This is a genomic window from Arthrobacter sp. ISL-48, assembly GCF_018613805.1.
Classification (GTDB): Bacteria; Actinomycetota; Actinomycetes; order Actinomycetales; family Micrococcaceae; genus Arthrobacter.
Window position 1 is genome coordinate 241,973 of the sequence record NZ_JAGGPL010000013.1, and the last position, 26,136, is coordinate 268,108.

Annotated in this window: 22 protein-coding genes and 2 riboswitches; of the genes, 8 read left to right on the top strand and 14 right to left on the bottom strand. The window is 64.6% G+C overall.

Translation table 11 applies throughout. The features are described from left to right. Nucleotides 1–199 precede the first annotated feature (199 nt). The 10 genes from J7E83_RS13525 to J7E83_RS13570 form a co-directional block, all read right to left on the bottom strand. The gene (locus J7E83_RS13525) at nucleotides 200–3,238 is read right to left on the bottom strand and encodes a glycoside hydrolase family 38 C-terminal domain-containing protein (protein WP_214962883.1); all 3,039 of its coding nucleotides are present in this window, start codon (nucleotides 3,236–3,238) and stop codon (nucleotides 200–202) included. Nucleotides 3,239–3,376: 138 nt separating this feature from the next. Then, nucleotides 3,377–4,267, bottom strand: a complete 891-nt coding sequence (gene fdhD / locus J7E83_RS13530; protein WP_214962885.1) for a formate dehydrogenase accessory sulfurtransferase FdhD — start codon at nucleotides 4,265–4,267, stop codon at nucleotides 3,377–3,379. Nucleotides 4,268–4,388: 121 nt separating this feature from the next. Beyond that, a complete protein-coding gene (locus J7E83_RS13535; protein WP_214962887.1) occupies nucleotides 4,389–5,816 on the bottom strand; it encodes a molybdopterin molybdotransferase MoeA in 1,428 nt (475 codons plus the stop codon). Continuing rightward, complete coding sequence (locus tag J7E83_RS13540) at nucleotides 5,813–6,106, bottom strand: DUF6457 domain-containing protein (protein WP_214962889.1); 294 nt, start codon at nucleotides 6,104–6,106, stop codon at nucleotides 5,813–5,815. The genes J7E83_RS13535 and J7E83_RS13540 overlap by 4 nt, the downstream gene beginning before the upstream one ends. A 46-nt stretch (nucleotides 6,107–6,152) precedes the next feature. Then, nucleotides 6,153–6,836 carry an NTP transferase domain-containing protein gene (locus J7E83_RS13545; RefSeq protein ID WP_311379672.1) on the bottom strand — a complete coding sequence of 228 codons (684 nt, stop codon included), beginning with the start codon at nucleotides 6,834–6,836 and terminating at the stop codon, nucleotides 6,153–6,155. A gap of 106 nt (nucleotides 6,837–6,942) precedes the next feature. After that, nucleotides 6,943–7,443, bottom strand: a complete 501-nt coding sequence (locus J7E83_RS13550) for an HNH endonuclease (protein WP_214962891.1) — start codon at nucleotides 7,441–7,443, stop codon at nucleotides 6,943–6,945. 244 nt (nucleotides 7,444–7,687) lie between these two features. Then, a complete protein-coding gene (locus J7E83_RS13555; RefSeq protein WP_214962893.1) occupies nucleotides 7,688–8,431 on the bottom strand; it encodes an NlpC/P60 family protein in 744 nt (247 codons plus the stop codon). Nucleotides 8,432–8,595: 164 nt separating this feature from the next. Continuing rightward, nucleotides 8,596–9,264: an NlpC/P60 family protein gene (locus J7E83_RS13560; protein ID WP_311379673.1), complete on the bottom strand. Its 669-nt coding sequence runs from the start codon at nucleotides 9,262–9,264 to the stop codon at nucleotides 8,596–8,598. 70 nt (nucleotides 9,265–9,334) lie between these two features. Next, nucleotides 9,335–9,520: riboswitch (cyclic di-AMP (ydaO/yuaA leader) on the bottom strand. Nucleotides 9,521–9,642: 122 nt separating this feature from the next. After that, complete coding sequence (locus J7E83_RS13565; RefSeq protein WP_214963035.1) at nucleotides 9,643–10,458, bottom strand: M23 family metallopeptidase; 816 nt, start codon at nucleotides 10,456–10,458, stop codon at nucleotides 9,643–9,645. Between the two features lie 10 nt (nucleotides 10,459–10,468). After that, a riboswitch (cyclic di-AMP (ydaO/yuaA leader) is annotated at nucleotides 10,469–10,712 on the bottom strand. Nucleotides 10,713–10,857: 145 nt separating this feature from the next. Continuing rightward, a complete protein-coding gene (locus tag J7E83_RS13570) occupies nucleotides 10,858–11,553 on the bottom strand; it encodes a metal-dependent transcriptional regulator (protein ID WP_214962897.1) in 696 nt (231 codons plus the stop codon). A 279-nt stretch (nucleotides 11,554–11,832) separates the two neighbouring features. Between J7E83_RS13570 and serC the strand changes: the two genes are divergently transcribed. After that, a complete protein-coding gene (gene serC / locus J7E83_RS13575) occupies nucleotides 11,833–12,963 on the top strand; it encodes a phosphoserine transaminase (protein WP_214963037.1) in 1,131 nt (376 codons plus the stop codon). A 96-nt stretch (nucleotides 12,964–13,059) separates the two neighbouring features. Here the strand turns inward: serC and J7E83_RS13580 are convergent, their stop codons facing one another. Continuing rightward, nucleotides 13,060–13,641, bottom strand: coding sequence for a DUF3027 domain-containing protein (locus J7E83_RS13580; RefSeq protein ID WP_396020546.1), 582 nt, complete (start codon nucleotides 13,639–13,641; stop codon nucleotides 13,060–13,062). 64 nt (nucleotides 13,642–13,705) lie between these two features. Beyond that, on the bottom strand, nucleotides 13,706–14,089 hold the full coding sequence (locus J7E83_RS13585) for a cold-shock protein (protein WP_214962901.1): 384 nt from the start codon (nucleotides 14,087–14,089) through the stop codon (nucleotides 13,706–13,708). A 231-nt stretch (nucleotides 14,090–14,320) separates the two neighbouring features. Here J7E83_RS13585 and J7E83_RS13590 point away from each other — a divergent pair, with 231 nt between their 5' ends. From J7E83_RS13590 to J7E83_RS13615, 6 genes are all read left to right on the top strand, one after another. Next, nucleotides 14,321–14,554 carry a hypothetical protein gene (locus tag J7E83_RS13590; protein ID WP_214962903.1) on the top strand — a complete coding sequence of 78 codons (234 nt, stop codon included), beginning with the start codon at nucleotides 14,321–14,323 and terminating at the stop codon, nucleotides 14,552–14,554. A gap of 10 nt (nucleotides 14,555–14,564) precedes the next feature. Beyond that, nucleotides 14,565–17,057, top strand: coding sequence for a helicase-associated domain-containing protein (locus J7E83_RS13595; RefSeq protein WP_214962906.1), 2,493 nt, complete (start codon nucleotides 14,565–14,567; stop codon nucleotides 17,055–17,057). A gap of 13 nt (nucleotides 17,058–17,070) precedes the next feature. Next, complete coding sequence (locus J7E83_RS13600) at nucleotides 17,071–18,717, top strand: DNA repair helicase XPB (RefSeq protein WP_214962908.1); 1,647 nt, start codon at nucleotides 17,071–17,073, stop codon at nucleotides 18,715–18,717. Nucleotides 18,718–18,818: 101 nt separating this feature from the next. Next, entirely contained in the window at nucleotides 18,819–19,529 is a 711-nt protein-coding gene (locus tag J7E83_RS13605) for a response regulator transcription factor (protein WP_214962910.1), read from the top strand. Nucleotides 19,530–19,531: 2 nt separating this feature from the next. Next, complete coding sequence (locus tag J7E83_RS13610; protein WP_214962912.1) at nucleotides 19,532–21,118, top strand: HAMP domain-containing sensor histidine kinase; 1,587 nt, start codon at nucleotides 19,532–19,534, stop codon at nucleotides 21,116–21,118. 107 nt (nucleotides 21,119–21,225) lie between these two features. Continuing rightward, nucleotides 21,226–21,513 (top strand): WXG100 family type VII secretion target, encoded by a 288-nt coding sequence (locus tag J7E83_RS13615; RefSeq protein ID WP_214962914.1) that lies wholly within the window; start codon nucleotides 21,226–21,228, stop codon nucleotides 21,511–21,513. A gap of 78 nt (nucleotides 21,514–21,591) precedes the next feature. Here the strand turns inward: J7E83_RS13615 and J7E83_RS13620 are convergent, their stop codons facing one another. Then, entirely contained in the window at nucleotides 21,592–22,569 is a 978-nt protein-coding gene (locus J7E83_RS13620) for a ribonuclease HI family protein (protein ID WP_214962916.1), read from the bottom strand. A 281-nt stretch (nucleotides 22,570–22,850) separates the two neighbouring features. On the opposite strand from J7E83_RS13620, the gene J7E83_RS13625 reads away from it, so the two are divergent. Next, the gene (locus J7E83_RS13625; RefSeq protein ID WP_214962918.1) at nucleotides 22,851–24,161 is read left to right on the top strand and encodes an ABC transporter substrate-binding protein; all 1,311 of its coding nucleotides are present in this window, start codon (nucleotides 22,851–22,853) and stop codon (nucleotides 24,159–24,161) included. Nucleotides 24,162–24,254: 93 nt separating this feature from the next. Here J7E83_RS13625 and groL read toward each other — a convergent pair whose 3' ends face one another. Continuing rightward, the gene (groL, locus tag J7E83_RS13630; RefSeq protein WP_131134151.1) at nucleotides 24,255–25,883 is read right to left on the bottom strand and encodes a chaperonin GroEL; all 1,629 of its coding nucleotides are present in this window, start codon (nucleotides 25,881–25,883) and stop codon (nucleotides 24,255–24,257) included. Nucleotides 25,884–26,136 lie beyond the last annotated feature (253 nt).

Here is a 26,136-nt window from a genome sequence, read left to right on the forward strand (position 1 = left end):
CCCCATGTGGGTTCACAAAATCATTAGAATGTGAAACAATCATGAATGTGTGAAGGCGAAGCGCTGGGCGTTTACGAACGGGGTAAATTCTTGGACGTTGTGCTTCAGGGTTCTTTGCACACTTTGGGGGGATGAGTGGTGGCGGCCGTTGGGACCGCCCCCACTCAGCCCATTAAAGGGGTGGCCGTCCTGCGTGTTTCTACCTGCCGAACCTTAGGGTCACCAGCTGGAAAGGACGCAGGGAGAGCCCCACGGTCCCCTCCCCTGACGCCGCCACGCCGGGAGCCTGGACGGGACGTTCCAGCAGATCCGTGGCCTGGGCGCCATGGACGGGGAAGTTGGCCGTGAGCACGCCGGCTGAGCGCTGGCCCAAGGACTCGTAGAGCCGCACAATGACATCGCCCGAACCGTCCTCCGCGAGCTTGACTGCTTCAATGACCAGCGCCGGATTGTCCATGGTGAACAGCGGCTCCACAGGCGTTGCGCCGCGGATGACGCGCGGGGCCAGGTTGGTGCGGTAACCCTCCTCCACGGCCTCGGCAATACCGGCACCTGGCCGGATGGTCACGGTCAGTTCATGGTGCCCGCGGTCGGCGGCGGGGTCGGGGAACTTGGGCGCGCGCAAAAGTGAGAGCCGTACGGTAGTGGTGGTCCCGCCGTCGTCCTCCCTGATGCTCCGGGTGACGTCGTGCCCGTACGTGGACGAATTCGACACCGCGACGCCATAACCTGGCTCGGCCACATGGATCCAGCGGTGGGCGCAAATCTCAAACTTCGCAGCCTCCCATGACGTGTTGATATGGGTGGGACGGAAAACGTGGCCGAACTGCGTCTCGGAGGCTGAGCGGTCCGCACGAACATCCAGGGCGAAGCCCAGTTTGAGCAGCTTCTCGCGCTCCTGCCAGTCGACGGCGGTGGTGATCGCCAGGGAGCTCCCACCAGCCTCAAGCGTGATCCGCTGGGTGATGGCCGAGGATCCCGCCAGCCGGTCCACGACCACAACGGCAGTCCTGCCGTCGTGTTCCACCCGGATGGAGCGGGCTTCGGTGAGAGGCGTGACGTTGCGACGGTAGAACTCGTCGATGTCCCAGGCGTCCCATTCGTTGGGGGTATCCCGGTGCAGCTCCAGCAGGTTGCCGCTGTGGCCCGGCGCAATCGCTTCCCGGCCGGTGGCGTAGTCGGTCAGGGATGTGATGAGTCCGTGGGCATCCAGGACAGCCCTGATGATGCCGTTGTCCAGCACGTATCCGCCGTCCGCCGCCGTAGCCGTTGCCTCGGCGGGTTGCTCTGCGGCGAACGGTTCGGCGGCCGCGAGGGCCGGAACGCCATTGCGTGCATGGGGGGCGGCGTTGAGCAGGAACTCGCGCTGGCCGGAGCCCAGGATCGAGGCAGCGGCCTGGGCAATGATGCTTTCGAGCCCGGCGCTGATGGCGGCGTAGTTCCGCTCGGCATCCTGGTGCACCCAGGCGATGGAACTCCCCGGCAGGATGTCGTGGAACTGCTGCATCAGGACCAGCTGCCAGAGGCGCTTTAGCTCCACCGCAGGGTAGGTAAAGGATCCGCCGCTGCGGACAGCCGCCGTCGCGCTCCAAAGTTCTGCCTCCCGGAGGAGGTGTTCGCTGCGTCGGTTGCCGCGCTTCGTCTGGGCCTGGCTGGTGTAGGTGCCGCGGTGAAGTTCCAGGTACATCTCGCCTACCCAGACGGGCAGGGCCTTGTACTCTTCCTCGGCCTGGGTGAAGAAGCTCTCTGCGGAGCCGATCCGAACCTTGGGTGAGCCTTCCAGGTCAGCGGTGCGGCCGGCGGCTGCCAGCATCTCACGCGTGGGTCCTCCGCCCCCGTCGCCATAGCCGAAGGGCACGAGGGACGTATTACCGCGGCCATGGTCACGGTAATTGCGTTCGGCGTGCGCGAGGTCGCGCGCGCTCAACTCGGAATTGTAGCTGTCTACGGGAGGGAAGTGCGTGAACAGCCGGGTGCCGTCGATGCCTTCCCAATTGAAGGTGTGATGGGGCATCCGGTTGACCTGGTTCCATGAGATCTTCTGCGTGAGGAACCAGCGGCTGCCCGCGGACTTGACGATCTGCGGCAGGGCTGCCGAGTAGCCGAACGAGTCCGGAAGCCAGGCTTCCCGGCATTCCACGCCGAACTCCTCGAGGAAGAAGCTCTTGCCCTCCACGAACTGGCGGGCCATGGCTTCACCGCCGGGCATGTTGGTGTCCGACTCAACCCACATGCCGCCGACGGGGACAAACTGGCCGGCCTTGACCTTTTCCCGGATCCGGGCAAAGAGCTCCGGGTAGTACTCCTTCATCCAGGCAAGCTGCTGGGCGGAGGAGCAGGAAAAGACAAAAGCGGGGTTTTCGTCCATGAGCGCCACCACGTTGGAGAACGTCCTGGCACATTTGCGGATGGTTTCGCGCACCGGCCAGAGCCAAGCAGAATCGATGTGGGCATGGCCTGTGGCTACAAGCTGGTGGGCCGAGGCATAGGAAGGCCGGGACAGCACTTCGGCGAGAGCTTCGCGTCCCGCAGCCGCGGTCGCGGCGACGTCGTCCGGATCCATGATGTCCATCATGCGTTCGAGGGCGCGGAGGATTTCATGGCGCCGCGGCTGCTCCGTGGGGAGTTCGTGCATCAGTCCTGCGAGGGTCCAGATGTCCTGCTGGAGTTCCCACACGGTCTGGCTCAGTTCCGCGATGGCAATCGTGCCCAGCCTGTACTGCGGTGCCGTCCCGGCTGTGGCCTTGTCCCCGTAGGGCATGGCCGCGAAGGTCCAGCCCTGGGCGACGTCGGGGTTGGCCGCCGCTTCGACGTAGAAGTCCACGGCCATGCCGCTGCCCAACAGCTTGAGCGGGATGTACTGGTTGCGTGGCGAGATGGCCTTGATGATTGTGCCGTCCGGCCGCCAGGCGATGCCCTCGCACTGGAAGCCGGGGATCTCCGTGGTGAATCCCAGGTCAACCACAATTTCTATGGCGGTGTCCGGCTCAGTGCCCCAGGTTTCGGGAACGTCGCCCTGCAGCCTCAGCCATTTGGTGCCCCACGGTTTCCCCCAGGCAGCCCCGTGCTCCTGCGTCAGGAAGTCGTGCCGCAGGGCCTCGAGGACGGTCACGGGTTCGTCCGGCACATCCCAGCTGCTCAGGCTGAGGGGAACGCTGCGTGTGTAGACGGCGGGAGTGATGCGCTCGCGCACAAAGCGGTCCAGGCGGACTTCCGTGATCCGGCGGTCGTCATGCAATGTAGGGCCTCTTTAATGCTTGAAACGGGAGTGTCTGAATCTGGATCAATGTTTCCATTCGATGGATAAAATCTACCGTTCTGTAGCCCAATAGCCAAGCAACACCGGCCATGTGCGGGGCCTTCTTTGCATGGTTCTCTATCCGTGAAGCCCGGCGGGAGCCGGGGCGGCGGAGGGGAGAATGATCCTGCCCTGCCCGGCGTAGATGTTCAGGCTGGTGCCCCGGCTGAAACCGGCCAGCGTCATGCCGCTGGCCTCCGCCAGTTCCACAGCCAGGCTGGAGGGTGCGCTGACCGCCGCCAGGACCGGAATGCCGGCAAGGGCTGCCTTCTGCACCAGTTCAAATGACGCTCGGCCCGATACTTGCAGGACCAGTCCGGAGAGCGGAAGGAGCCGTTCACGCAGTGCCCAGCCCACCACTTTGTCCACCGCGTTGTGGCGTCCCACGTCCTCGCGGAGGCACAGGAGCTGCACGTCCCCGTCATTGGTTATTCTGAACAGCCCCGCTGCATGCACTCCCCCGGTAACGTCGAACACGGCCTGGGCCTCACGGAGCCGTTCCGGCAAGGACGCAAGGACGTCGGCGCGAACGGTGAATGGGTCCGCTGCCGGACTGTAGTGGGAAGACTTACGGACGGCCTCGATGGAATCCGTGCCACAGATGCCGCACGAGCTGGAGGTGTAGACGTTCCGCCCGGTTTCGGGGAGCTGGACATCGGGACGCAGCTGGGCTTCCACCACGTTAAACGTCTGGACGCCGTTTTCGTCCTCCCCGGCGCAGAACCGCAGCGACACCAGCTGCTCAGGGGCCCCGATGATCCCCTCGGACACCAGGAAGCCCGCCACCAGGTCAAAGTCGTCACCCGGAGTACGCATGGTCACGGAAAAGGAGAGTGTGCCGAGCCGGATCTCCAGCGGTTCCTCGACAGCCAACACGTCCTCACGATGCCGCACCGGGAACTCAAGTGCATTCGGAGAGCCGTCCAGCACGTACTTGTGTACCTTGCGGCGCTGGGTCACCCGGCCCATACGGTGCCCGCCCTGCGTGAGAAGACTGCCGGATGGATCCGGGACGTGCGGGCCTGGCTGCTATGCCTGTTCATAAGTCCATCATTGCAAGCCGCGGGCGGGGATGCCAGCGGCACCCGGCTCAGCCCAGCAGGGCGCTCCAGTCTACCGGTCCCGCCGGGGCCGCGGGCTTTCCTGCCGCCTTGGCATCCGTGTGCGTGGGGGTCCTGGATGCGGCCTTGGACTTGGGTTTGGCGGCTGGCTCCGGGACGGGGACGGGCGGCCCCCAGGGCAGCGCGAACGCCCGCACGGCCTCACCCAGCTGCACCCCGTGTGGGGGGACCACCATCACGCCGTCAGCGGATGCCAGCCCGCGCATCATGCCCGGTCCGGTGTGCTGCGCTGGTGATGCCATGCCGTAGAGCAGGCGGAAGGGCATCAGCCGCGTCCGGCCCGGATCGGGCTCGATGGTCGTTCCGCAGGGGACCTCCCGCACCGGAGGCATGGTTCCGTGCCCCAAGGCCGCCAGCAGGGGCTCGCCCACCGTGGACAAGGCCATCATGGCTGCCAAGGGGTTTCCGGGCAGTCCCAGGACGAATCGTCCGTCCGGGAGTTCGGCCAGGACGGCGGGGTGGCCGGGACGCATGGCTATCCCGTCAATGATGAGCCGCCCGCCAAGATCGGCCACTGCCCGGCGGAGGTGGTCTGTTCCCGAGCGTCCCGTGCCGCCGGTGGTGATGACGACGTCGGCTGGAAGGACCGCTGGCGCCGGGAATGGGGCCGGTTCCGGCTCCGGCGTGGTGGAAGGCAGTGGGATGTCTTCCAAGCCGGTCAGCCATTCGTCGTATGAGTCTCCGATCTTTTGCCGTCCGCCAACAATGCCGCCGAGCATCTCCACGACGGCCGGCAGTTGGGGACCAAAAGTGTCCCGCACCTGTCCTGGCTCGGGCAGCCCCTGGGAAACCACCTCAGAGCCGGTGAGCAGGAGTTTCACCACGGGCTTTCCCCGCACCAGCACGGAATCGTGGCCAGCCAGCGCCGCAAGGGCCAAATGTGCAGGATTGAGGGTTACCCCGGTCTTCACCAGCACTTCCCCCGTGCTGGATTCCTCACCCGCCTTCCGGATGTGCTGGCCGTTCCGCGGCTCGCCCGGCCTGGCGCTGCCGCCTGTCATGAGGAGTGGCAGTCCGTCGTCGTCGGTGCCCATCACTGCACTTTCGCTGCGCAGCACTGCCTTGGCTCCGGCCGGAATCAGGCCGCCGGTCACTATGGGGCTTGCCTGGTGCGGCGCGAGCCGTTGGCCCGCCTCCGCCAGGATCCAGGGCCCGCTGCCGTTGACAGCCCAACCGTCCATGGCGGACGACGCATAATGAGGCATGTCCTGCAATGCGGTGATGTCTTCCGCCAGGATCCTCCCCAGCGCCTGCTGCAGCGGAACCCTCCCAGGCGGAATGGGCGTGGCTGAGTCAAAGGCGGCTGTCCGCGCTTCCTCCCAGGTGTGGGCCAGGTGCCTTGCCGGGCTTTGCTGCGTTTCCGGATTATCCGGTGTGTCGCCAGGGGCGGCGGTCATTCGCCAGGAGTCCCGGCGGCTTCAGCGTCGTAGTCGGAGGCCAGGGCACGCGCCACGTCCATCGCAGCGGCCATGGATGCGGCGTCGGTAGCCTGGCCTGATCCTGAGGCCAGGCCTGCTGCGAAACCAGCAATGAAGGTGGTCAACGGCGCCGCCGGCCGGACCACCGAGTGGGCAGCCACCCCGGCCAGTGCGAGGATCGCGTTGACGTCCATCTGGACGTCTTCGAGCTCATATGCCTGAAGCAGCGACCTGCACCATTCCTCCAGCGTCTCATCCTGGCTTTTCACGGTCTGCCTCCCAAATCTATTGTGGCCGCACTGGTCCGGAACCGGGTCATGGTTCCTGGCTGGCCACTCCAAGTGCGGCGGCATCATCCCAGGTGTCCACGTCATCTGTGGAGCCCGCAGGGACGGTGACAAGCTGCACGTCCAGACTAGCAAGGAGTGTGGTCACAGAACCGTTGGTTAAGACGCCGCGGGACGCGATGTCCTGCACGGAGCGTCGTAGCGCAGCTGTGCTATAAAGTCCCACCAGGGGCTGCCGGCGGCCGCCCGCGGAGACGGCCATGACGCCGTCGGAACCAGCACCATGGCCCGGATGGCGGAAACTGCCAAGGCCGCGGGGCTCCCTCGCGCCCCCTACCTGCGGTGATCCATGCAACCTGAGCGCCTCGGTCAAGGTGCGCACGGCAGCCGCAACGTTGGGCATGTCACAGGCAAGAACCAAGGTGAAGGGGCGGTCGGCCCCTGCCCGGGCCAGCGACTCCAACCCGGCCCCGATGGCCGCCGCAGGCCCGGCGAACGGCGGATCCTCCCGGCAGTTGAGCACACCTGTAGGCAGAATCTCGGATTCCGGACCCACTACGACGACAGCCACGGCACCCCGGGCGGCGTCAACGGAACGCTGAAGCAAGCTGGCGCCGTCGTACACCAAGCGCTGCTTGGGGGTCCCGCCCAGCCGTGAGGAACGGCCTCCCGCGAGAATCACTGCATCAAATTCCAGGGCATCAGGGTCCACAGTCCCAGCCTAGCTGGACGCTCGGGGAAGGGCCCACGGGCAAAGACGCCACTCAGTGAAAACGGGGCGCTCCTCAGCCAACCAGTGCGGCCGGGTAAGGCATTGTTCAGGCGGCCCGCTCAGGCAACAGGAAAGGATCCCAGGCCGGAGTGGGTTTCTCCAGCTCCTTGATCTGCCAGATCGTGCCGTGCGGGGGCTCGGGGACGAACCGCAGTTTCCAGCCCATTTCGGCCGGAGTGTGGTCGCCTTTGACGTTGTTGCAGCGCAAACATGCTGCCACCAGGTTTTCCCAAGAATCCGCGCCGCCCCGCGATTTTGGGTGGACGTGGTCAATGGTGTGGGCGGCCTTGCCGCAGTAGGCGCAGCGGTGCCCGTCCCTGCGCAGCACACCCCGGCGGCTGACGGCGGTGACCTGGTTGTATCTGGGGCGGATGTAGCGGTTCAGGAGAATCACGGACGGGCGGCCCAGTATCTCCTGCGGCCCCACCACGGGATCGTCGCCTTCCGCCACCACGCTTGCCTTGCCTGTCAGCACAAGCACCAGCGCCCGGCGGAAGGTGATTACCGCCAGCGGTTCATATCCAGCATTCAGAACGAGAGTGCGCATGCACATACCTCTTCACGGCCGCACCCGTCAGGGGCACGAGGGCCGGCTGCCCCCGGCATGTCCGGGCTATGGATCGACACCACAAGAGTAAACAAAGAAACCCGGGATCGGCTAATCCGGGGTGTCGGCAAACCCGTGTCGGCGGCCGTCCCAAGACGGACCCGTCTGGAACGTGGGGCAAAAAGAGGCAAAGACAAAGGACCCCCGCCGAGGCGGGGGTCCTTTGAAGCGCTGGCCGGGTTTCCTAGCTGACGCGGATGAAAACAGGGCCGGAACCAACGTAGGCGCTGAACACAACGGTCTGGTTGCCGTTGTAGCCGCCATGCACTGCCTGGCCGTTGCCGGCGTACACAGCGATGTGGGCGACGCCCGCTCCGCCGTCGGCGTAGTAGATGAGGTCGCCGGGCTGAGCCTCGGCGGCGCTCACGGTCCGGCCCAGGGACAGGTAGCCTGCAGGCCAGTCGTGGAAGTGGATGCCAACGGCTGCCAGGGCGTTGGTCACCAGCATGGTGCAGTCCTGCTGGACACCGAGCTGTGCGTAGGCTGCGGACAGGATGGCCTGGCCCTTGCCGCTGGCGGCTACCGGGGCGGAGGCTGCAGCGGCAACCTTGATGGAGGCCACGGGCTTCGCGGCCGGAGCCGGCTGGACCTCAGCCACGGGGGCGGGTGCCTCAACAACGGGAGCCGGCGTCGTGGTGACTGCGGGCTTCTCGTAGGAGATGGCGATCGTGGAGGCAGCGGAAATAGTAGCCGGGGCGGCGGCCTCCACCTCAAGGTTGGAGGTGGGAGCGGAGTCACGCTGAACGTTGGTGTCTGCGGCGTTGGCCGCGATACCGCTGGTCAGGACAAGGCCGGACGCAGCGGCGATCACCGCGGCCTGGCGGCCCATGCCACCGGCGTTGTCGCCGACAGCCTTGGCAATGACAGCAAGCGAGTTGGTCTTGGTGACCTCGGCGCGGTGCCGTGCAACGATTGCACGAGTAGTCATTATTTCTCTCTTTCGATTTCCTTTGGACCGCGTGGGCAGCCACAGGGCTTTGGACGTGCCGGCATCTTGGGGGTACGCCGGCACGCCCCGAACGGGGATTTAGCGGAGGTGTTAATAGCGAAGAAGTGGTTCTTCAGGAACCCGTGAAGAGCTTCGGTACGGAACTACTGCAGGGTGAAGAACGAGGAAGTGCCTGTGGAGGCCACCGAGTGCAACAGGGTTCCCTGTGACGGGTTCAGGGCGCTGATCATCATGCCGTTGCCGACGTAGATGCCGACGTGGGCGCCACCATTCTGCATGACCAGGTCACCGGGAGCCGGTGTGGAGGTCGGCTTCATGGCCGTCCAGGCATTAGTCCGGGGGATGCTGATGCCGGCCTGGGCGTAGACCCATTGCGTGAAGCCGGAGCAGTCCCAGCCGTTGGGAGTGGTGCCGCCCCAGACGTAGGGGTGGCCGATGCCTGTGTAGGCAATTGCTGCCAGGCCTGATGCCGCAGCCGACGACACAGCGCCTGCGAGTTTGCTCGCGGACGTCGCCTCAGAAGCACGGCTTGCACCGGTTTCCGACGCCGTGGACTGGGCACGAACGGTTTCGACCTTCGGGGCGGGCGCGGTCTTGACCGCAGGACGCTCGAAGGAAACAAGAGCCGTGGGTGCAGCAGTTACGGCAAGGGCAGTCTGGGCGGAACCGGACTCGGCGGACGCGGATACGCCGGCGGCGCTATCCGCTGCGTTTGCCGGAAGCCCCATGCTCAGGATCAGACCTGATGCAGCTGCAATGACAGCAGCCTGGCGACCTACGGTCCCGGCATTTGCACTAACAGCGTTGGACACGTGGCCCAAAGGGTTGGTACGAACCGTTTGCGCGCGGTGGCGCGCAGCATTATGGCGTGAAGACACGAAGGTAGCCTCTCCCAATGCCTGCGAGGTGAGCTGTCGGATTCGGATGGGAGTTCACCCGGCCGCGCTGCTTCCTGGGAAGCTTTGCGACTTAACCCCAAGGCCTTCATATCGAAGACCAAAATTGGTTCCCCCGCCCCTGCCAGACGATGTAATGCGAACGGACCTTGAGCGGTGGCAGAGCTAGGCAATCCACTCAAGAACGTCAACTTCGGAAAAGTTGACGCGCTTTAGACGGTACAGCAGTTTGGATCGAATGTCACATTCAGGTCACGGCATGTCATGAGGATATGAGAGTTAATCATCACTTCTCTAAAGCCAGCCCATCGGGTCGACTACTTCACCGTTGACTTGGACCTCGAAATGGAGGTGGCAGCCAGTAGACGCTCCGGTGGTGCCACTGAGGGCCACAACATCGCCACGGCTGACTGTCTGGCCAACCTTGACGTTGAAGGAAGAGAGGTGGTTGTACGTGGTTTCGAGGCCGTTTCCGTGGTCCACAACCACGCGGTTGCCCCCGCCGAACTGGTGCCAGCCCGCGAAGGTCACAGTGCCACTGGCTGCCGCCAGGACTGAGGTGCCGCACTGGGCCACGAAGTCCTGGCCGCGGTGGAAGTCACCGCTGCCGCCCGTAATGGGGCTGACCCGGTATCCGAACGGTGAGGCTGTAACCAGGTGGGCGAGCGGAGCACCCAGGGTGCCTGCGGACGCAGCGCGCGTGATGGAGCCGGCCGACTGGGCGCTCAGCAACTGTTTGAGCTTTCCGTCAGGGTCACCGGCGGTGACCACGGAGGAACGGCTGAAGTCGATCTTTGCAGCTGCTTCTGCGGAAATTTCCGGCTGGGTAACAGATGCAGCCAACGCTGTCTGGCCGGCTTCCGGGGTCGCCATGACGGTGCCGGTTGCCGGAAGGGTAACGGTGAGCACCAGGCCGGTGGCGGCCAGGGCAATGCCGGCCTTCTGGCCTAGGCCGCTGGCTGCGGCATAATCGGTGATTTGCCGGAAGGGGCCGCGGCGCCTGCGCGCATCCCGTTGCGGATCGCGGGGCCTGTCCACTGCAACGACTTCGGCAACCCGGGGCACCGAAGCGGGGCCCGCCGCACGGCGGCGTCCCCTGGAATTCTGCATGGTCAAGAACGGTTCCTCTCTGGATAGCCTGCGAAGTTAGCTGTCGGATTCGGGTCAGAGAGTGCAAAGACCCGGTCCGCCGTAAGCAAGCTTCGGCGCAGAAATATCCCGTGAGGATCCTTCGCTGGAAGAGGCTTGCTGCTGACGGACTTCACCCCAAGGCAGTCAGAAGACTGCCGGTTGTGGTTCCTCCGCCTCTGCCAGTTTGTTGATTCGTGCACTTGATCTGCTGGCAGAGCTCGGCTCCAGATCAAGTAACGCTTTAGTATCGACGCTTGGTGGTCAACTATAGGTGATTAAGCCGTACAGTAACAATTCCGTTATCTTCGACACAAACCCCGCCCGCGCCCTGACTGGCATGGCTTCCAGGGCTGTATTTTGTCCTCCGAATGGCTTTATTCAGCGAACGGAAACGAAGACATGCGCTGCAACTTCCGGGGGCAGTTCCAGCGCTCCTTCAATCCCGGGAACACGCACCGAGATGTATTCCCCGACTCGCTCCAGCGACACGGAGGCGCCGGGACGTATTCCGCCTTCATCAAGCTGCACCAGCAGCTCCGGTTCCACCTGGATTGGCTCCGCCAGCCGGCTGACCGTCACGTTGGAATCCGAACCGTAGCCCTTCATGGCTTCAAGGAGATTAATCACACCGTCGGTAAATGACGTGGACGCCGGGCCGCCCAGGGCCGCGAGCCCGGGTATGGGATTGCCGTACGGGGACTCGGTAGGGTGGTCCAGCATTTCGAAGATGCGCCGCTCAACCCGTTCACTCATGACGTGTTCCCAACGGCAGGCCTCGTCGTGGACATATGCCCAGTCCAGTCCGATGACGTCCGCCAGGAGCCGTTCCGCCAGCCGGTGCTTCCGCATGACCTCGGTTGCACGCTTGCGGCCGCTGTCCGTCAGCTCCAGATGGCGGTCGCCCGAGACCACCACCAGGCCGTCGCGTTCCATCCGCCCAATGGTCTGGGACACCGTGGGTCCGGAGTGGCGCAGGCGTTCGGCGATGCGGGCCCGAAGAGCCACGATGTTCTCTTCCTCAAGCTCCAAAATGGTCCGAAGATACATCTCCGTGGTATCGATCAGATCCGTCATCCAGCTCAGCTCCTCGAGCGCAAGTACCTAGCGTTGTCCCACCGTACCGCGTAGCGACAGCGACGTAGTTCGGTAAAAGCTTAGCCTATTTTGAATTTGTCCGGATAATTCCCAAGACGGTCCAGGGACTGTCTCAATGACTGGACTATGACGGTCCCGGTTCCCCGCCGGTCCGCGGTTCAGGCAGAATACAAGAGGTCCCTGATGCAGTCGCCGCTGACTGCCCGCCACCCCACCGTCCCGGACACAGACCATGTCCACGCCGAAATTGGAGCCCCTGTGAGCGAACCCAGCATCACTATTCCTGCCGACCTCCTGCCAACGGACGGACGGTTCGGCGCCGGACCGTCCAAAGTCAGGCCTGAGCAGATCGAGGCACTCTCGGCGGCTTCCAAGAACATCCTTGGCACATCCCACCGGCAGGCTCCGGTCAAGAATCTCGTAGGCTCCGTCCGCGAAGGCCTGAGCCAGTTCTTCCGCGCTCCCGAGGGGTACGAGGTTGTGCTGGGCGTGGGAGGGTCCACCGCATTCTGGGATATCGCCAGCTTCGGGCTCGTGGAGAAGAAAGCACAGCACCTGTCCTTTGGCGAATTCGGCTCCAAGTTTGCGTCGGCCACCGACAGGGCCCCCTTCCTTGAGGCCTCCTCGATTATCAAATCGGAGCCCGGCACGCGACCGGCGGCAGCGGCGGAGACCGGCGTCGACGTCTATGCCTGGCCTCAGAACGAGACGTCCACGGGCGTTGCAGCGCCGGTCAAGCGGGTAGCCGGGGCGGACAGCGGGGCGCTGGTCCTGGTGGACGCGACGTCCGCCGCCGGCGGCCTGGACGTCGACGTTGCCGAGGCGGACGTGTACTACTTCGCGCCGCAGAAGAACTTCGCTTCCGACGGCGGCCTGTGGCTGGGCCTGTTCTCCCCCGCCGCGCTGGAGCGCGCCGCCCGGATCAAGGCCAGCGACCGATGGATCCCGGACTTCCTGGACCTGCAGACGGCCATCGACAACTCGCGGCTCAACCAGACGTACAACACCCCGTCCCTATCCACGCTGGTGACCCTCGACGCCCAGGTGCAGTGGCTGAACTCGAAGGGCGGCCTCGACTTCGCCTCCGCCCGCACCGCTGATTCCGCCGGTCGTATCTACAGCTGGGCAGACGCCTCCGATTTCGCCACCCCGTTCGTGGCCAAGGCCGAAGAGCGCTCCAACGTCATTGCCACCATCGACTTTGACGAGTCCGTGGATGCGGCAGCTGTTGCCAAGGTGCTGCGGGCCAACGGCGTCGTGGACACCGAGCCGTACCGCAAGCTGGGCCGCAACCAGCTCCGGATCGCCACCTTTGTTGCGATCGAGCCCGCAGACGTTTCCGCGTTGCTGGCCAGCATCGACTATGTGGTGGGAGAACTCCGCAAGTAGTCGGCGAGGACGGACACTTGCGGCCCCGCGAATTGGGGCCACAAGTGTTTATTCCTGCTCTTGCAGCGGTGCGGTTCCTGCGATGGTGCGCAGGTGTCAGTGTTCGACGGCGTCCGCTGTTCCGTCGTCGTCCACAGCCGGCTCCCGGCCGGCGCCGTTTGTCGTGGCCCCGAGTGCCGTCTCGTCATAGTCCTCATCCTCGTCGGCGAGGGAATCTTCGGCGTCGGCAGCATCCCCGGAGTCCTGCATCCCGGTACGTTCCCCGACGGCGGCGTCCGTTGGTCCGTCGTCGTCCGCGGGCTCCTGGGCTGCCAAATCCTGGCCAGCCGAATCCTGATTTGCGGACTCCTGGTCCTGGGCGTCCTCCGGACGGACGCGCTCAGCCCAAGGAACCCATTCGGGGGGCAGGATGGAGTCCTCCGACGGCAGCAAACCGAGCTCATTGACCGTGACCACCTTGGAGCGCGAATTTCGGGTCAGTACTGCGTACCACTGCCAGCCAAGGTAACCGGGCAGCTTGGATTCGAACAGGTGGGTGACCAGGCGGTCACCTTCGCTCTTCGCTGCCATGTGCCGGCCGATGTCCGTGGCGGCGGTGATGCCCTCGATGGCAATTCGGGCCACGTCCACGGCGGCGGCGAGGACGGCGTCCGGTTTGCCGGTCCGCCATACGGGCACGCTCGCGCGCCGCTTCGACTCAGTTTTCGGCGCCGGCTTTTCAGCCTCCGGATTCATCAAAGGCCTAAACGTCCAGCTCGTCGGCAACCTTACGCAAGGCGGCGGCAATAGCCTTGCCCTTGTTGCCTTCCGGGTACTTCCCGGCAGAGAGGGTGCCAGAGAGGTTGTCCAACACACTGACGAGGTCTTGGACGAGGGGCGCGAGGTCCTTGGCGCTGGGCCGCTTTGCCTTGGCAATGGATGGAGTCTTGTCCAGGACGCGCAGGCCCAGGGCCTGCGCGCCCTTGCGTCCGTCAGCGACGCCGAACTCAACGCGCGTACCGGCTTTCAGCTCCGTGATGCCTTCTGGCAGCGACGACTTGGGCAGGAACACTTCCTGCCCATCCTCGCCCGCGAGGAATCCGAAACCTTTTTCCTTGTCATACCACTTGACCTTGCCGGTAGGCACGTAATCAACCTTCTTCGTTCTGATGTCTTGAGACACGGCCGGCAGTCACCGCATCCGCACTGATATGCAGGTTCAGGGTATGACAGCCCGGACCGTGTTGGCCTGTATCAGTCAAGGTTATCCTGCCCAATGCCTGAATCCTGCTTTCCCCGAGTCTTCACACCGACTGTCGCTCCGGCTGTACCCGGTTTTCACTTCGCGGGCAGCAGGATGGCTGTTAGCGTTACGACCATGACACCCACGCGTTACCGGCGGCCCCTGATGATCTGTGCAGCATTTGTTGCGTTGCTTTCCCTGGCTGCGGTTGGATCCGTCATGGCGCTGGCTTTCGCCGGAACCGTGGCTCCGGTCTGGGTCACGTCCACGGCGTTATACGGCCTGCCGGTAGCGTTCCTGCTGATGGTCTTCCTGGTCCTGGACAGTGTGGCTGGCCGGCGCCGGGCAGGAAAGTCCGGCGGGCGGTAACGTTGAACTGATGTCCCTCATTCGCGCGCTGAGCAAGGATCTGGAGGCACGCAGCGATGAATCGTTGCGGGCCCTGTTCGCCGCGCGGCCGGACCTCATCTCCCCCGCCGTTCCCGACTTCCCTGCCCTTGCCGCCCGCGCCAGCGCACGGGTCAGCGTCCAGCGCGCCCTGGAACGACTCAACAGGCCACAGATGCAGGTCCTGGAAACCCTGCACCTGTGCACCAATACGGACACGGAACACAGCGCCTCTGCCGCGGGGCTGCGGAAGTTCATTGCGGGCTCCAGCCTCGCAGCCGTAGAGCAAATTCTGGCCTCACTCCAGGAGCTGGCGCTGGTCCACCAGGCCGAGCCCCCGCATGGAACAGCCGCGTCTGCCCACCGCCAGCGTTTCTACCTGCCGGTGGGGTGCCTGAAGGACGTGGTCGGGATCTATCCGGCGGGGCTGGGCCGCAGCTACACCGAGCTGGTGCGGCTGCAGCCAGCGTTCGCCCAAAGGGCGGTCCAGCTCGTTGCTGAACTTCGCCGCAGCGGAGTGGCCATTCAGGGAGCCACCACGCCCATGGAAGCGGCGCTCGCGCTGCAGCACTGGACGTCCTCGCCGGAGGCCCTGCGCCGAGTATTGGCCGCCGCTCCGGAACGCACCACGGCGCTGCTCGCACGGTTCGGTAACTGGGCCATGGGAGCCGTCCCCCAGGCCCAACGGAAAGCCTCCGTGGCAAACGAGGGCACCGACGTCGGGCCCGTCGACTGGCTGCTGGCCCGGGGCCTGCTGGTACCGCTGGACGCCGCGCACGTGGAGCTGCCGCACAGTGTGGGCCTGTCCCTCCGGGGCGGAGCCATCATTAACGACTTCACGCTCTCACCGCCAGTGCCGGAGCTTGGCCATACAACCGCCGTCCTTCGCCGGAATGCCGCCCTGGGCGCCATCGCGGAAACCCTTCGGCTGGTAGGCGAACTCCTCTATGCCTTGAAGGAGCAACCACTCGTTACGCTCCGCAGTGGCGGCGTGGGGGTCCGGGAGATGAAGCGGCTTGCCGACGCCCTGCGCGTTGACCTGCGCCGCGCTGGACTGCTGCTGGAGCTGTGCGGACTTGCCGGACTGGTCCGCCTCGATGTTGACTCGTCCGCCTGGGTGCAGCCCCCGCAACTCGAGTGGCTGGTCCTGCCCCGACAGGAACAGTGGCTGTGGCTGGTCAATGCGTGGTTGGCGAGTGAGAGGGTGCCGTCGCTGGTGGGTCAGCCCGTGATCGGACCCGGGTCCGTGTCAGCGCCACACCGGGCTGCAACGGGGAGCACCATCAATGCGCTCTCCGCCGAGGCGCAGCGGCCCGACGCCCCAGTAATCAGGAAGCGGATCCTGGAAATCCTGAACGATCTCACAGGGGAGGCGGCTGCCCCGGACGGCAAGGCTCCCGTGCTGGATGCCGCCGCCGTGCTGCAGCGGGCCGAATGGGCGCAGCCCCGAATGGCACGCCGTTTCAGCTCCCTGATCCGGGGTGTCCTGGCGGAGGCGGAGATGCTGGGCCTGATCGGGTCCGGTGCCCTCAGCCAGCTGGGAAGCGCCATCGCCGAGGATAACCCGGACGAGGCGCTCGGCGTCCTGGGTGAGCATCTGCCGGCCGCGCTGAACCATGTACTGCTGCAGGCAGACCTCACTGCCGTGGCCCCCGGATACCTCTCCCCTGAGCTGAGCGAGAAGCTCCTGCTGATGGCAGACGCCGAAGGTCAGGGTCCTGCCACCATCTACCGGTTCTCCCCGCACTCTGTCAGGCGTGCACTGGACGCCGGGTACGACGCGCCAGGCATGCTGGGCTTCCTGCGCGAACATTCCGCTACCGCTGTGCCGCAGCCCCTGGAATACCTGGTGCAGGACACCGCGGCCCGGCACGGCCGGCTGCGGGTGGGAGCGGCCGCGAGCTTCATTCAAAGCGACGACGAAGCAACGGTAATGGAGTTGGCGTCCGAATCCAAGGCGTCGGGCCTGGGACTGGCCAGGATCGCGCCGACCGTGCTGATCTCATCCGCCCCGCCGCGGGAAACAGCGCAGGTCCTCCGCAGCCTTGGCCTCTCGCCCTCCGTGGAGGAATCCGAACCATCGGTGCTCAGGCTGCGACGGACCACGAGCGCCCCGGGCAGTGCCCGCCCTGTCTACACTGCCCCGCGGACGGCGCCGGCAGAAGCAGAAGTGGAAGCCCAGCTGGCCGTGCTGCGGCACGTGAATCCAGCTGCCACCGGAAGCCCAAACGGCGGGAGTGCGGCTGGCTCCGGCGAATCGGCGACCCAACTGGGTCTGGAGACGCTGCAGCGTGCCATCCGGCTCAAGCAGAGGGTCAGCATGAACGTGGTGGACAGCCTGGGGAATGCCAATCTGGAAACCGTTGTTCCGCTGTCAGTAAGCGGCGGACGTGTCAGGGTTTTTGACCCGGCAAAGGACACCGAACGGGTGGTGTCCATCCACCGGATCATTGATATAGAGGCCGCAGAGGAACTGCGCCAGTGAAGGACTCGCCCCCGTGAACGACGGCCCGCTGATTGTCCAAAGCGACAAAACCATACTGCTGGAAGTGGATCACGAGCTGGCCACCGAGGCCCGCCACGCCATCGCCCCCTTCGCGGAACTGGAACGCGCCCCGGAGCACATGCACAGCTACCGGCTCACGCCGCTTGGCCTGTGGAACGCCCGGGCCGCGGGGCTGGACGCCGAGAAGGTCCTTGACACCCTGCTGAAGTACTCGAGGTTCCCTGTTCCACATTCGCTCTTGATCGACGTCGAAGAAACCATGTCCCGGTACGGGCGGCTCCGGCTGGAAAAGGACCCCCAGCATGGCCTGGTGATGCGGACGGACGACTACCCGGTACTGGAAGAGGTCATCCGGGCCAAGAAGATCCAGCCGTTGCTGGGGCCTCGGATCGATGGCGAGACCATCGTGGTGCACTCCTCCCAGCGGGGCCAGCTCAAACAACTGCTCCTGAAGATCGGCTGGCCGGCCGAGGACCTCGCCGGCTACGTGGACGGGACTCCGCACCTGATCGCCCTGAACGAGGACGGCTGGAAGTTGCGGCCCTACCAGCAGCTGGCCACGGAAAACTTCTGGGCCGGAGGCAGCGGTGTTGTGGTGTTGCCGTGCGGCGCAGGGAAGACGCTCGTGGGTGCGGCCGCCATGGCCACAAGCTCAACAACAACGCTGATCCTTGTCACCAATACCGTAGCCGCACGCCAATGGAAGGATGAGCTGCTCAAGAGGACCTCCCTCACCGAGGATGAAATCGGCGAGTATTCCGGCGCGGTCAAGGAGGTCCGGCCCGTGACCATCGCCACGTACCAGGTCCTCACCACCAAACGTGGCGGCCTCTACCCGCACCTTGAGCTCGTGGACGGCCACGATTGGGGTCTCATCATCTATGACGAGGTCCACCTCCTGCCCGCCCCGATCTTCCGGATGACCGCAGATCTGCAGGCGCGCCGTCGGCTTGGCCTTACCGCCACGCTGGTCCGCGAGGACGGCCGGGAAGGCGAGGTATTCAGCCTCATCGGGCCCAAGCGCTATGACGCGCCATGGAAGGACATCGAATCGCAGGGCTACATTGCCCCGGCGGACTGCGTTGAGGTCCGCGTCGACCTGCCACGCGACGAGCGCGTCGCATACGCCATGGCCGAGGACGCAGACAAGTACAGGCTGTGCTCCACCTCGGAGTCCAAGACGCGGATCGTAGAGCAGCTCGTCGCACGGCACGAGGGAGAGCAACTGCTCGTGATCGGGCAGTACATTGATCAGCTGGACGAAATTGGCGAGCGGCTGCAGGCTCCCGTCATCAAGGGTGATACGTCCGTGAAGGAACGCCAGAAGCTCTTCGATGCCTTCCGGGCAGGCGACGTGCACACCCTGGTGGTATCCAAGGTGGCCAACTTTTCCATCGACCTGCCCGAGGCCTCGGTGGCCATCCAGGTCTCCGGGTCCTTCGGCTCACGGCAGGAGGAGGCACAGCGGCTGGGCCGGCTGCTGCGACCCAAGAAGGACGGCCGGGCGGCCCGCTTCTACTCGCTGGTTGCCCGGGACACCTTGGACCAGGACTTCGCAGCCAAGCGCCAACGGTTCCTGGCCGAGCAAGGCTACGCCTACCGGATCATGGACGCCAAGGACGTAGGCCAGCCCGGATAGCGGGCCGCCGGACCGAGTCCCGAGCGATCGCGGACGGAAGGATCATCAAACTCACATCCACCATCCAGAAAACTCACAGACTCTGGGAGCATGATGGGAGAATGAAGAAGAACGGTCCAGAAGCCAAGCTCCTCGTTGTTGATGACGAACCCAACATCCGCGAGCTGCTGTCCACCTCGCTGCGGTTCGCCGGGTTCGAAGTAGTCTCCGCAGGGAACGGACGTGACGCACTGGCTGCAGCCGAGCTCCATGCTCCGGACCTGGCCGTGCTTGACGTCATGCTGCCGGACATGGACGGCTTTACCGTCACCCGAAAACTCCGCGCCTCCGGCAAACACTTCCCCGTACTTTTCCTGACGGCGAAGGACGACACCGAGGACAAGGTCACCGGCCTCACGGTGGGTGGGGACGACTACGTCACCAAACCCTTCAGCCTGGACGAGGTGGTGGCACGGATCCGCGCCGTGCTCCGGCGCACCCAGCCTTTGCTGGATGACGACGCCGTCATCCGCGTGGATGACCTGGAGCTCGACGACGACGCCCACGAGGTCCGACGCGGCGGCGCGGTTATTGAGCTGTCCCCCACCGAGTTCAAGCTGCTCAGGTACCTCATGCTGAACCCGAACCGGGTGCTCTCCAAATCCCAGATTTTGGACCATGTGTGGGAATACAACTTCAACGGGGATGCCTCCATCGTGGAGTCGTACATCTCGTACCTGCGGCGCAAGGTGGACATTGATCCGGACGCACCGGCCCTGATCCAGACCAAGCGCGGGGTGGGCTACGTACTCCGGACGGCAGAGAAGCGCTGACCTTGCTGCAGCGGTGGAAGTCCGCCTCCCTGAGGTCCCAGCTTGTCGCCATCATCATGGCGCTGCTGATTGTTGCGCTGACGGTGACCGGCGCGGGCACCCTGACGCTGCTGCACAGCTATCTCCAGGGCCAGGTGGACGACAAACTCAATGCCGCCATCGAACTTGCCCACAAGCAGCGCTCGTTCAGCCAGCTGCAGGGCCCCAATCCTGTCCCCACCGACTATTCGCTGATTCTCTTTACCCCGGGCGAGGACCCGTACCCCTTCGGCGGCGACCCCAACAACCGCCCTGATATCGGCGAGATCACCGTGGAGCAGGCACAGGAACGTGGCAACCAGCCCTATCAGGTGCGCGGCACGGACGGCGAGAACTGGCGGGTAGTGGCAGTAACGGTCCTGGACAACGGGACCGCAGCCGTGGTGGTTATCGGCCTGCCGCTGCAGGGCGTGGACGATGTCCTGAAGCATGCCACCCTGGTGGTATGCGGCGTTGGGCTGCTGACCCTCCTGCTGGCCTCCCTGATCGCCAGCTGGACGGTCTCCCGGTCCTTCAGGCCGCTTGCCCGGGTGGAGCGGACCGCTGCCGCGATCGCCGCGGGCGATCTCTCCCGGCGTGTGGACGTGGAAAGTCCGGGCACGGAGCTGGGAAGGCTCAGCAGCTCGCTGAACGCCATGCTGTCCCACATTGAAACAGCTTTTGCCGCACGCACTGCCTCGGAGGGCAGGATGCGCCGGTTCGCAGCTGACGCGTCGCATGAGCTGCGTACCCCGTTGGTGACCATCAGGGGGTTCTCCGAGCTCTACCGCCACGGCGCCCTGGCCACCGATGAGGACGTTGCAACGGCCATGGGGAGGATCGAAAGTGAAGCCAAGCGGATGGGCTCCATGGTGGAGGACCTCCTGCTCCTGGCACGGCTCGACGAACAGCGGCCACTGCAGGAGAAGCCCGTCGACCTCCAGCTGATTGCGCATGATGCCGTAGTGGACACCCAGGCGAGCGACCGGACGCGCTCCATCTCCCTGACCGGGCTGGACGGGGGAAGTGCGGCACCCGCCCCTGTTTTGGGCGACGAAGCGAAACTGCGGCAAGTATTTGGCAACCTGATAGGCAATGCACTGCGCTACACCCCGGAAGGCACCCCGATCGAGCTGGCTGTGGGAGTCCGGACGGGCGACGGCGGACAAACGTATTCTGTGATCGAGGTGCGGGACCACGGTCCCGGCATTTCCGAGGAAGATACCTCCAAGGTCTTTGAGCGCTTCTACCGCGCGGATACGTCCCGGACCCGCGAGACGGGCGGCAGCGGCTTGGGCCTCGCCATCGTGGCGGCCATCGTCGGATCGCACGGTGGTTCCGTGCGGGTGGAAGAGACCGACGGCGGCGGCGCCACCCTTGTGGTCAGCCTGCCCATGAGGGAGGAGGCCGGCGGTCCGAGCGATGACAGGCAGGGCGCTGGGGGGACGGACCCTGAAGCGGAGGGTACGGGTGACCGGGGCGCCGCTGCGCAGGAAACGGGTGTCCGGGGAACCGACGACCATAACCGGGGCGACGGCGGCCACAGTGACGGCCGGGTTATCCACATATAGCGACCAGTCGTGGCATAGAGCCCAAGCCCGTCCGTAGGGTCGATGTAGTGGTCCGGAGCCGCCGGGCCGGGCAGCGGATGCTGTCCATAGATCGAAAGGCAACAGCCATGAGCATCATTTCCGTCGACCCCGAACTCCTTCAGCTCAAGTCGGCCAACGTGAAAGCCACCGTGGACCGGATCAGCGCCGACGTCCAAACCATGAAGCGTGGCCTGGACGAACTCCAGGCCACCTGGCGGGGTTCTGCGGCCAACAACTTCCAAGCGCTGGTCACCGAATGGACCCTGACCCAGGGCAAGGTGGAGGCGTCTCTTGCATCCATAAATGTCGCCCTGGCGTCCGCCGCATCCAGTTACGCGCAGACCGAGCAAGGCAATACACAGCGCTTCAGCTGAACTGCTCTCAGCTGAGGATGCAGGCAGGCCGCTGGCTTTGTTGCAGCGGTGCGAGGGAGCTCACAGTCTCCGGCGATGTCAGGCCTCGGGCGTGCCCTGGTGGAACCGCAGTCTCCAGCGACCGCCGTCGAGGACCCACAGCGAGCTTCGGAGAGTCGTGCCCGAGCGCGAGTAGCTTCGGTACGTCAACAGGACCCCGTTGGTGCCGAGGCGGTCCGCCCCCAGCACTTCAAGCTCGGTCCGCTCCCCTGGGTCCTCTTCCAGTGCCATCATCATCGCGTCGCGGGTCCAGACCCTTCCCGAGCTTCCGATCTCCATGAAGTCAGGGTGCAGCAGGACTCCGGTGCGGCCGACGTCGCCGCGGACGTCGGGGCCCAGCAGTTCGCGCTCGAGCTCCTCCACGATTGCTTCCGGAGCAGGCTCGGCACGGGTGGATTCCGTCGCGGCAAACGAATCACCCTCCAGTTCGCTGAACAGGTCAGGTTCGTCATAGGTGGCCAGGCCTCCGCCAGTGACGGTCCCAGCCGTGGTGGCTCCGGCCGCGTTTATGGCAGTGCTCGGAGTCGGGGCCACTGCTGCTGCGGTTGGCGCTCCTGCAAAGCCTGGGCCCGAGCGTGCGGCAACTCCCTGCTGGTAGGCGGTGGCGGCGGCCCTTGCCCGCTCATCGGCTGCCTCATTGAGGTCGTGGCCTGCGTGGCCCTTGACCCATTCAAAGGTGTATTTGCGGCCGGCGAGTTCCCGGTCAAGTTCCTTGAGCAGTTCAACGTTGAGGACAGGCTTGCCGTCGGCCTTCCGCCAGCCTTTCCGCTTCCATCCCGGCATCCACTTCGTGATGGAATTGATGACGTACTGGCTGTCGCACAGAATCCGCAGGTCTTCTTCGGGGACGTGCGCCGTGGCCCGGAAGAGGTCGAGGACGGCCATCAGTTCGCCCTGGTTGTTTGTGCCGTGAGGCCATCCCCCTGCCCGCCAGCAACCGTCATCCACATACCAGGCCCATCCGGCAGGACCGGGATTTCCTAAAGCCGAACCATCGGCTGCTGCAGTAATCGTCACTTCTCCATCCTGCCAGATCCGCCGGACAACCTTCGGCCGGCCTGCGACCCAATGGGCCGTTCTGATCCTGAGGCACGCAGCCTCGGCCACCTTCACATTCCGCACGGTTTGCTATGGCCGAGAAACCGCTTACCCGGATCTATTGACGACGACCGAAAAGCGCGGAACAATCGAATCCCAGGCTGAGAAACCGTTTTCTCGCCGGTTGTCTTCTCCGCCGGTACTGATGCTGCGCGGGGGCACAAATGGATTCATGTTCACAGGCACAGGAAGGCGCGTCAATGAAGATTCGAACTATGGGCCGGAGGAAGTTCCAGCTCGGCGCTGTTGCCGTAGCTCTTTCGCTCCTCGCCACAGGCTGTGGTGCATCCGCCGGCTCGGGTGACGATAAGGAAGTTACATTGCGGTTCGCCTGGTGGGGCAACGAGTACCTCAACGCGCAGACGGAAAAGGCCATCTCGGCCTTTGAAGCCGAACACCCCAACATCAAGATCGAATCGGAGCCGGGAGAATGGGCCAGCTACTGGGACAAGCTCGCCACCAAGACCGCAGCCAATGACGCTCCGGACGTCATCCAGATGGACCAGAAGTACATTGCCGAATACGGCGGACGCGGCGCACTCCTGGACCTGTCCAACCAGAGCGGCATTGATATCTCCAAGATGGACAAGGAACAGCTTGCCTCCGGCCAATACGACGATGCCCAGTACGGGCTGAGCACGGGTAAGAACGCCTACGTCATCATGGCGAACACCAAGGTCTTCGAGGCAGCCCACGTTCCGGTCCCTGACGACACCATGTGGACATGGGATGACTTCATGGACACCGCTGCAAGGCTGAGCGCAGCAGGTGATGGAAAGAGCTACGGCGCCGCCTATGGCAGCAATGAAGCCGACCTCATCATCTGGCTGCGGCAGCACGGCGAGAACCTCTACTCCGAGGGCGGCGGGCTTGGTTTCAATACCGCCACGGCTGCCTCCTTCTGGGAACGGCTGAAGGAACAGCGCGATTCCAAGGCCAGCCCGCCCGCCACCGTGGCCACGGAGGATTCCGGTGCGGGCCTGGAGGAAAGTCTCTTCGGCACCAACAGGGTAGGCATGGCCTGGTGGTGGACCAACCAGCTGGGCTCGCTGCAAAGCACCACGGGCAGCGACATCAAGATGCTTCGCGCCCCCAGCAGTACCGGCAAGTCCGCGGACAACGGCATGTACTTCAAGCCCACCATGTTCTGGTCAGCCTCGTCGCGGTCCAAGCACCCGGATGCGGCCGCCACGTTCATCAACTATCTTGCCAATAGCCCTGCGGCCGGCGCTATCCTGATGACCGACCGCGGCGTACCGGCGAATTCGGAGATCGTTGAAAGCATCAGCCCAGCCCTGAAGCCTGCCGACACAACTGTGGTGGGCTTCCTCAAGGACGTCGCACCGGACATCAGTGATGCTCCTCCCGTGCCGCCAGTCGGGGCAGGCAGCGTCCAGAACGTGATCAAGCGCTTCACGGACGAAGTCCTGTATGACAGGCAGACCCCGAAGGCCGCGGCTGAGAACTTCAAGAAGGAAGTTGAGGGCATGCTGGCATCGGCGCGTAAGTAAAGCCAACAAGACCCTTCAGGACACAAAGAGTGCGGCCCCCTCTCACGAGGGGGCCGCACTCTTTGTGCGCGGAACAGGTTCCGGCTGGTGAGGCTAGAAGCCGCCCATGCCACCCATGTCGTCCCCGCCACCCATGGCCGGAGCGTTCTTCTCCGGCTTGTCGGCCACTACAGCCTCGGTGGTGAGGAACAGGCCGGCAATGGACGCCGCGTTCTGCAGTGCAGAGCGGGTCACCTTGACGGGGTCGTTGATGCCGGCGGCCAGCAGGTCGACATATTCGCCGGTTGCTGCGTTCAGGCCGTGGCCTGCGGGCAGCCCGCGGACCTTGTCCACGACGACGCCGGGCTCAAGGCCGGCGTTGAAGGCGATCTGCTTCAGCGGAGCGTCGATGGCGACGCGGACGATGTTGGCGCCCGTTGCCTCGTCACCGGTCAGGTTCAGGTTGGCAAACGCCTTGGCGCCGGCCTGGATGAGTGCAACGCCACCACCGGCGACGATGCCTTCTTCAACTGCAGCCTTCGCGTTGCGGACAGCGTCCTCAATGCGGTGCTTGCGTTCCTTCAGCTCAACCTCGGTTGCGGCACCGGCCTTGATGACTGCAACGCCGCCGGCCAGCTTGGCCAGGCGTTCCTGCAGCTTCTCGCGGTCGTAGTCGGAATCGGAGTTTTCGATCTCGGCACGGATCTGGGAAACGCGGCCGGCGATCTGGTCGGCGTCGCCGGCACCTTCAACGATGGTGGTCTCGTCCTTGGTGACAACAACCTTGCGGGCGCGTCCCAGGAGTTCCAGGCCGGCAGTCTCCAGCTTGAGTCCGACTTCCTCGGCGATGACCTGGCCACCGGTGAGGACGGCGATATCAGCCAGCTGGGCCTTGCGGCGGTCGCCGAAGCCCGGAGCCTTGACGGCAACGGACTTGAATGTGCCGCGGATCTTGTTGACGATCAGGGTGGCCAAGGCCTCGCCCTCGATGTCCTCGGCAATGATCAGCAGCGGCTTGTTGGACTGCATGACCTTTTCCAGGACAGCAACCAGTTCCTTGACGTTGGAGATCTTGGAGTTGACGATCAGGATGTACGGGTCCTCGAGGACCGTTTCCTGACGATCAGCGTCTGTGACGAAGTACGCGGAGATGTAACCCTTGTCGAAGCGCATGCCCTCGGTGAGCTCAAGCTCCAGGCCGAAGGTGTTGGACTCCTCGACCGTGATGACACCTTCCTTGCCGACCTTGTCCAGGGCTTCGGCAATGAGGGCACCGATTTCGTCGTCACCGGCGGAAATGGATGCGGTGGCCGCGATCTCTTCCTTGGTTTCGATTTCCTTGGCAGAGGCAAGCAGCTCCACCGTGACAGCTTCAACAGCCTTCTCGATGCCCCGCTTGAGGGACAGCGGGTCAGCGCCGGCCGCAACGTTGCGCAGGCCTTCCTTGACCAGGGCCTGGGCCAGCACGGTAGCCGTGGTGGTTCCGTCGCCGGCCACGTCGTCCGTCTTCTTGGCAACTTCCTTGACCAGCTCGGCGCCGATCTTTTCGTAAGGATCGTCCAGCTCGATCTCCTTGGCGATGGAAACACCATCGTTGGTGATCGTGGGGGCGCCCCACTTCTTTTCGAGGACGACGTTGCGTCCACGCGGGCCGAGGGTGACCTTGACGGCGTCGGCGAGGATGTTCAGGCCCCGCTCAAGACCGCGGCGTGCCTCTTCATCAAATGCAATGATCTTGGCCATAACGGCAGTAGTCCTTTCGGGACAGTCGTTAAGAATGAACCTAAACTGCGGTGCCCGCGACGGACGACCCTTCTCCACCGGCCTCTGTATGCCGCCGGATCGGGATCTCACCCCAGCAAGGTGTTTCTTTCGCTCCACGCACTGGCGCCGAGGCTCCGCAACCGGCCGAAACCGGGCTTTGCTTTAGCAGTCGGTACGTAAGAGTGCTAACACAATAATTAGCACTCCATGGGTGAGAGTGCAAGCGAAAGGC

Bases quoted from the DNA above. Each gene is read 5' to 3' on its own strand.
- fdhD (WP_214962885.1), bottom strand. From the start codon at position 4,267: ATGGGCCGGGTGACCCAGCGCCGCAAGGTACACAAGTACGTGCTGGAC.
- J7E83_RS13535 (WP_214962887.1), bottom strand. From the start codon at position 5,816: ATGACCGCCGCCCCTGGCGACACACCGGATAATCCGGAAACGCAGCAA.
- J7E83_RS13570 (WP_214962897.1), bottom strand. From the start codon at position 11,553: ATGACGGATCTGATCGATACCACGGAGATGTATCTTCGGACCATTTTG.
- J7E83_RS13555 (WP_214962893.1), bottom strand. From the start codon at position 8,431: ATGACTACTCGTGCAATCGTTGCACGGCACCGCGCCGAGGTCACCAAG.
- J7E83_RS13590 (WP_214962903.1), top strand. From the start codon at position 14,321: ATGACACCCACGCGTTACCGGCGGCCCCTGATGATCTGTGCAGCATTT.
- J7E83_RS13605 (WP_214962910.1), top strand. From the start codon at position 18,819: ATGAAGAAGAACGGTCCAGAAGCCAAGCTCCTCGTTGTTGATGACGAA.
- J7E83_RS13615 (WP_214962914.1), top strand. From the start codon at position 21,226: ATGAGCATCATTTCCGTCGACCCCGAACTCCTTCAGCTCAAGTCGGCC.
- groL (WP_131134151.1), bottom strand. From the start codon at position 25,883: ATGGCCAAGATCATTGCATTTGATGAAGAGGCACGCCGCGGTCTTGAG.
- J7E83_RS13595 (WP_214962906.1), top strand. From the start codon at position 14,565: ATGTCCCTCATTCGCGCGCTGAGCAAGGATCTGGAGGCACGCAGCGAT.
- J7E83_RS13550 (WP_214962891.1), bottom strand. From the start codon at position 7,443: ATGCGCACTCTCGTTCTGAATGCTGGATATGAACCGCTGGCGGTAATC.
- J7E83_RS13625 (WP_214962918.1), top strand. From the start codon at position 22,851: ATGAAGATTCGAACTATGGGCCGGAGGAAGTTCCAGCTCGGCGCTGTT.
- J7E83_RS13565 (WP_214963035.1), bottom strand. From the start codon at position 10,458: ATGCAGAATTCCAGGGGACGCCGCCGTGCGGCGGGCCCCGCTTCGGTG.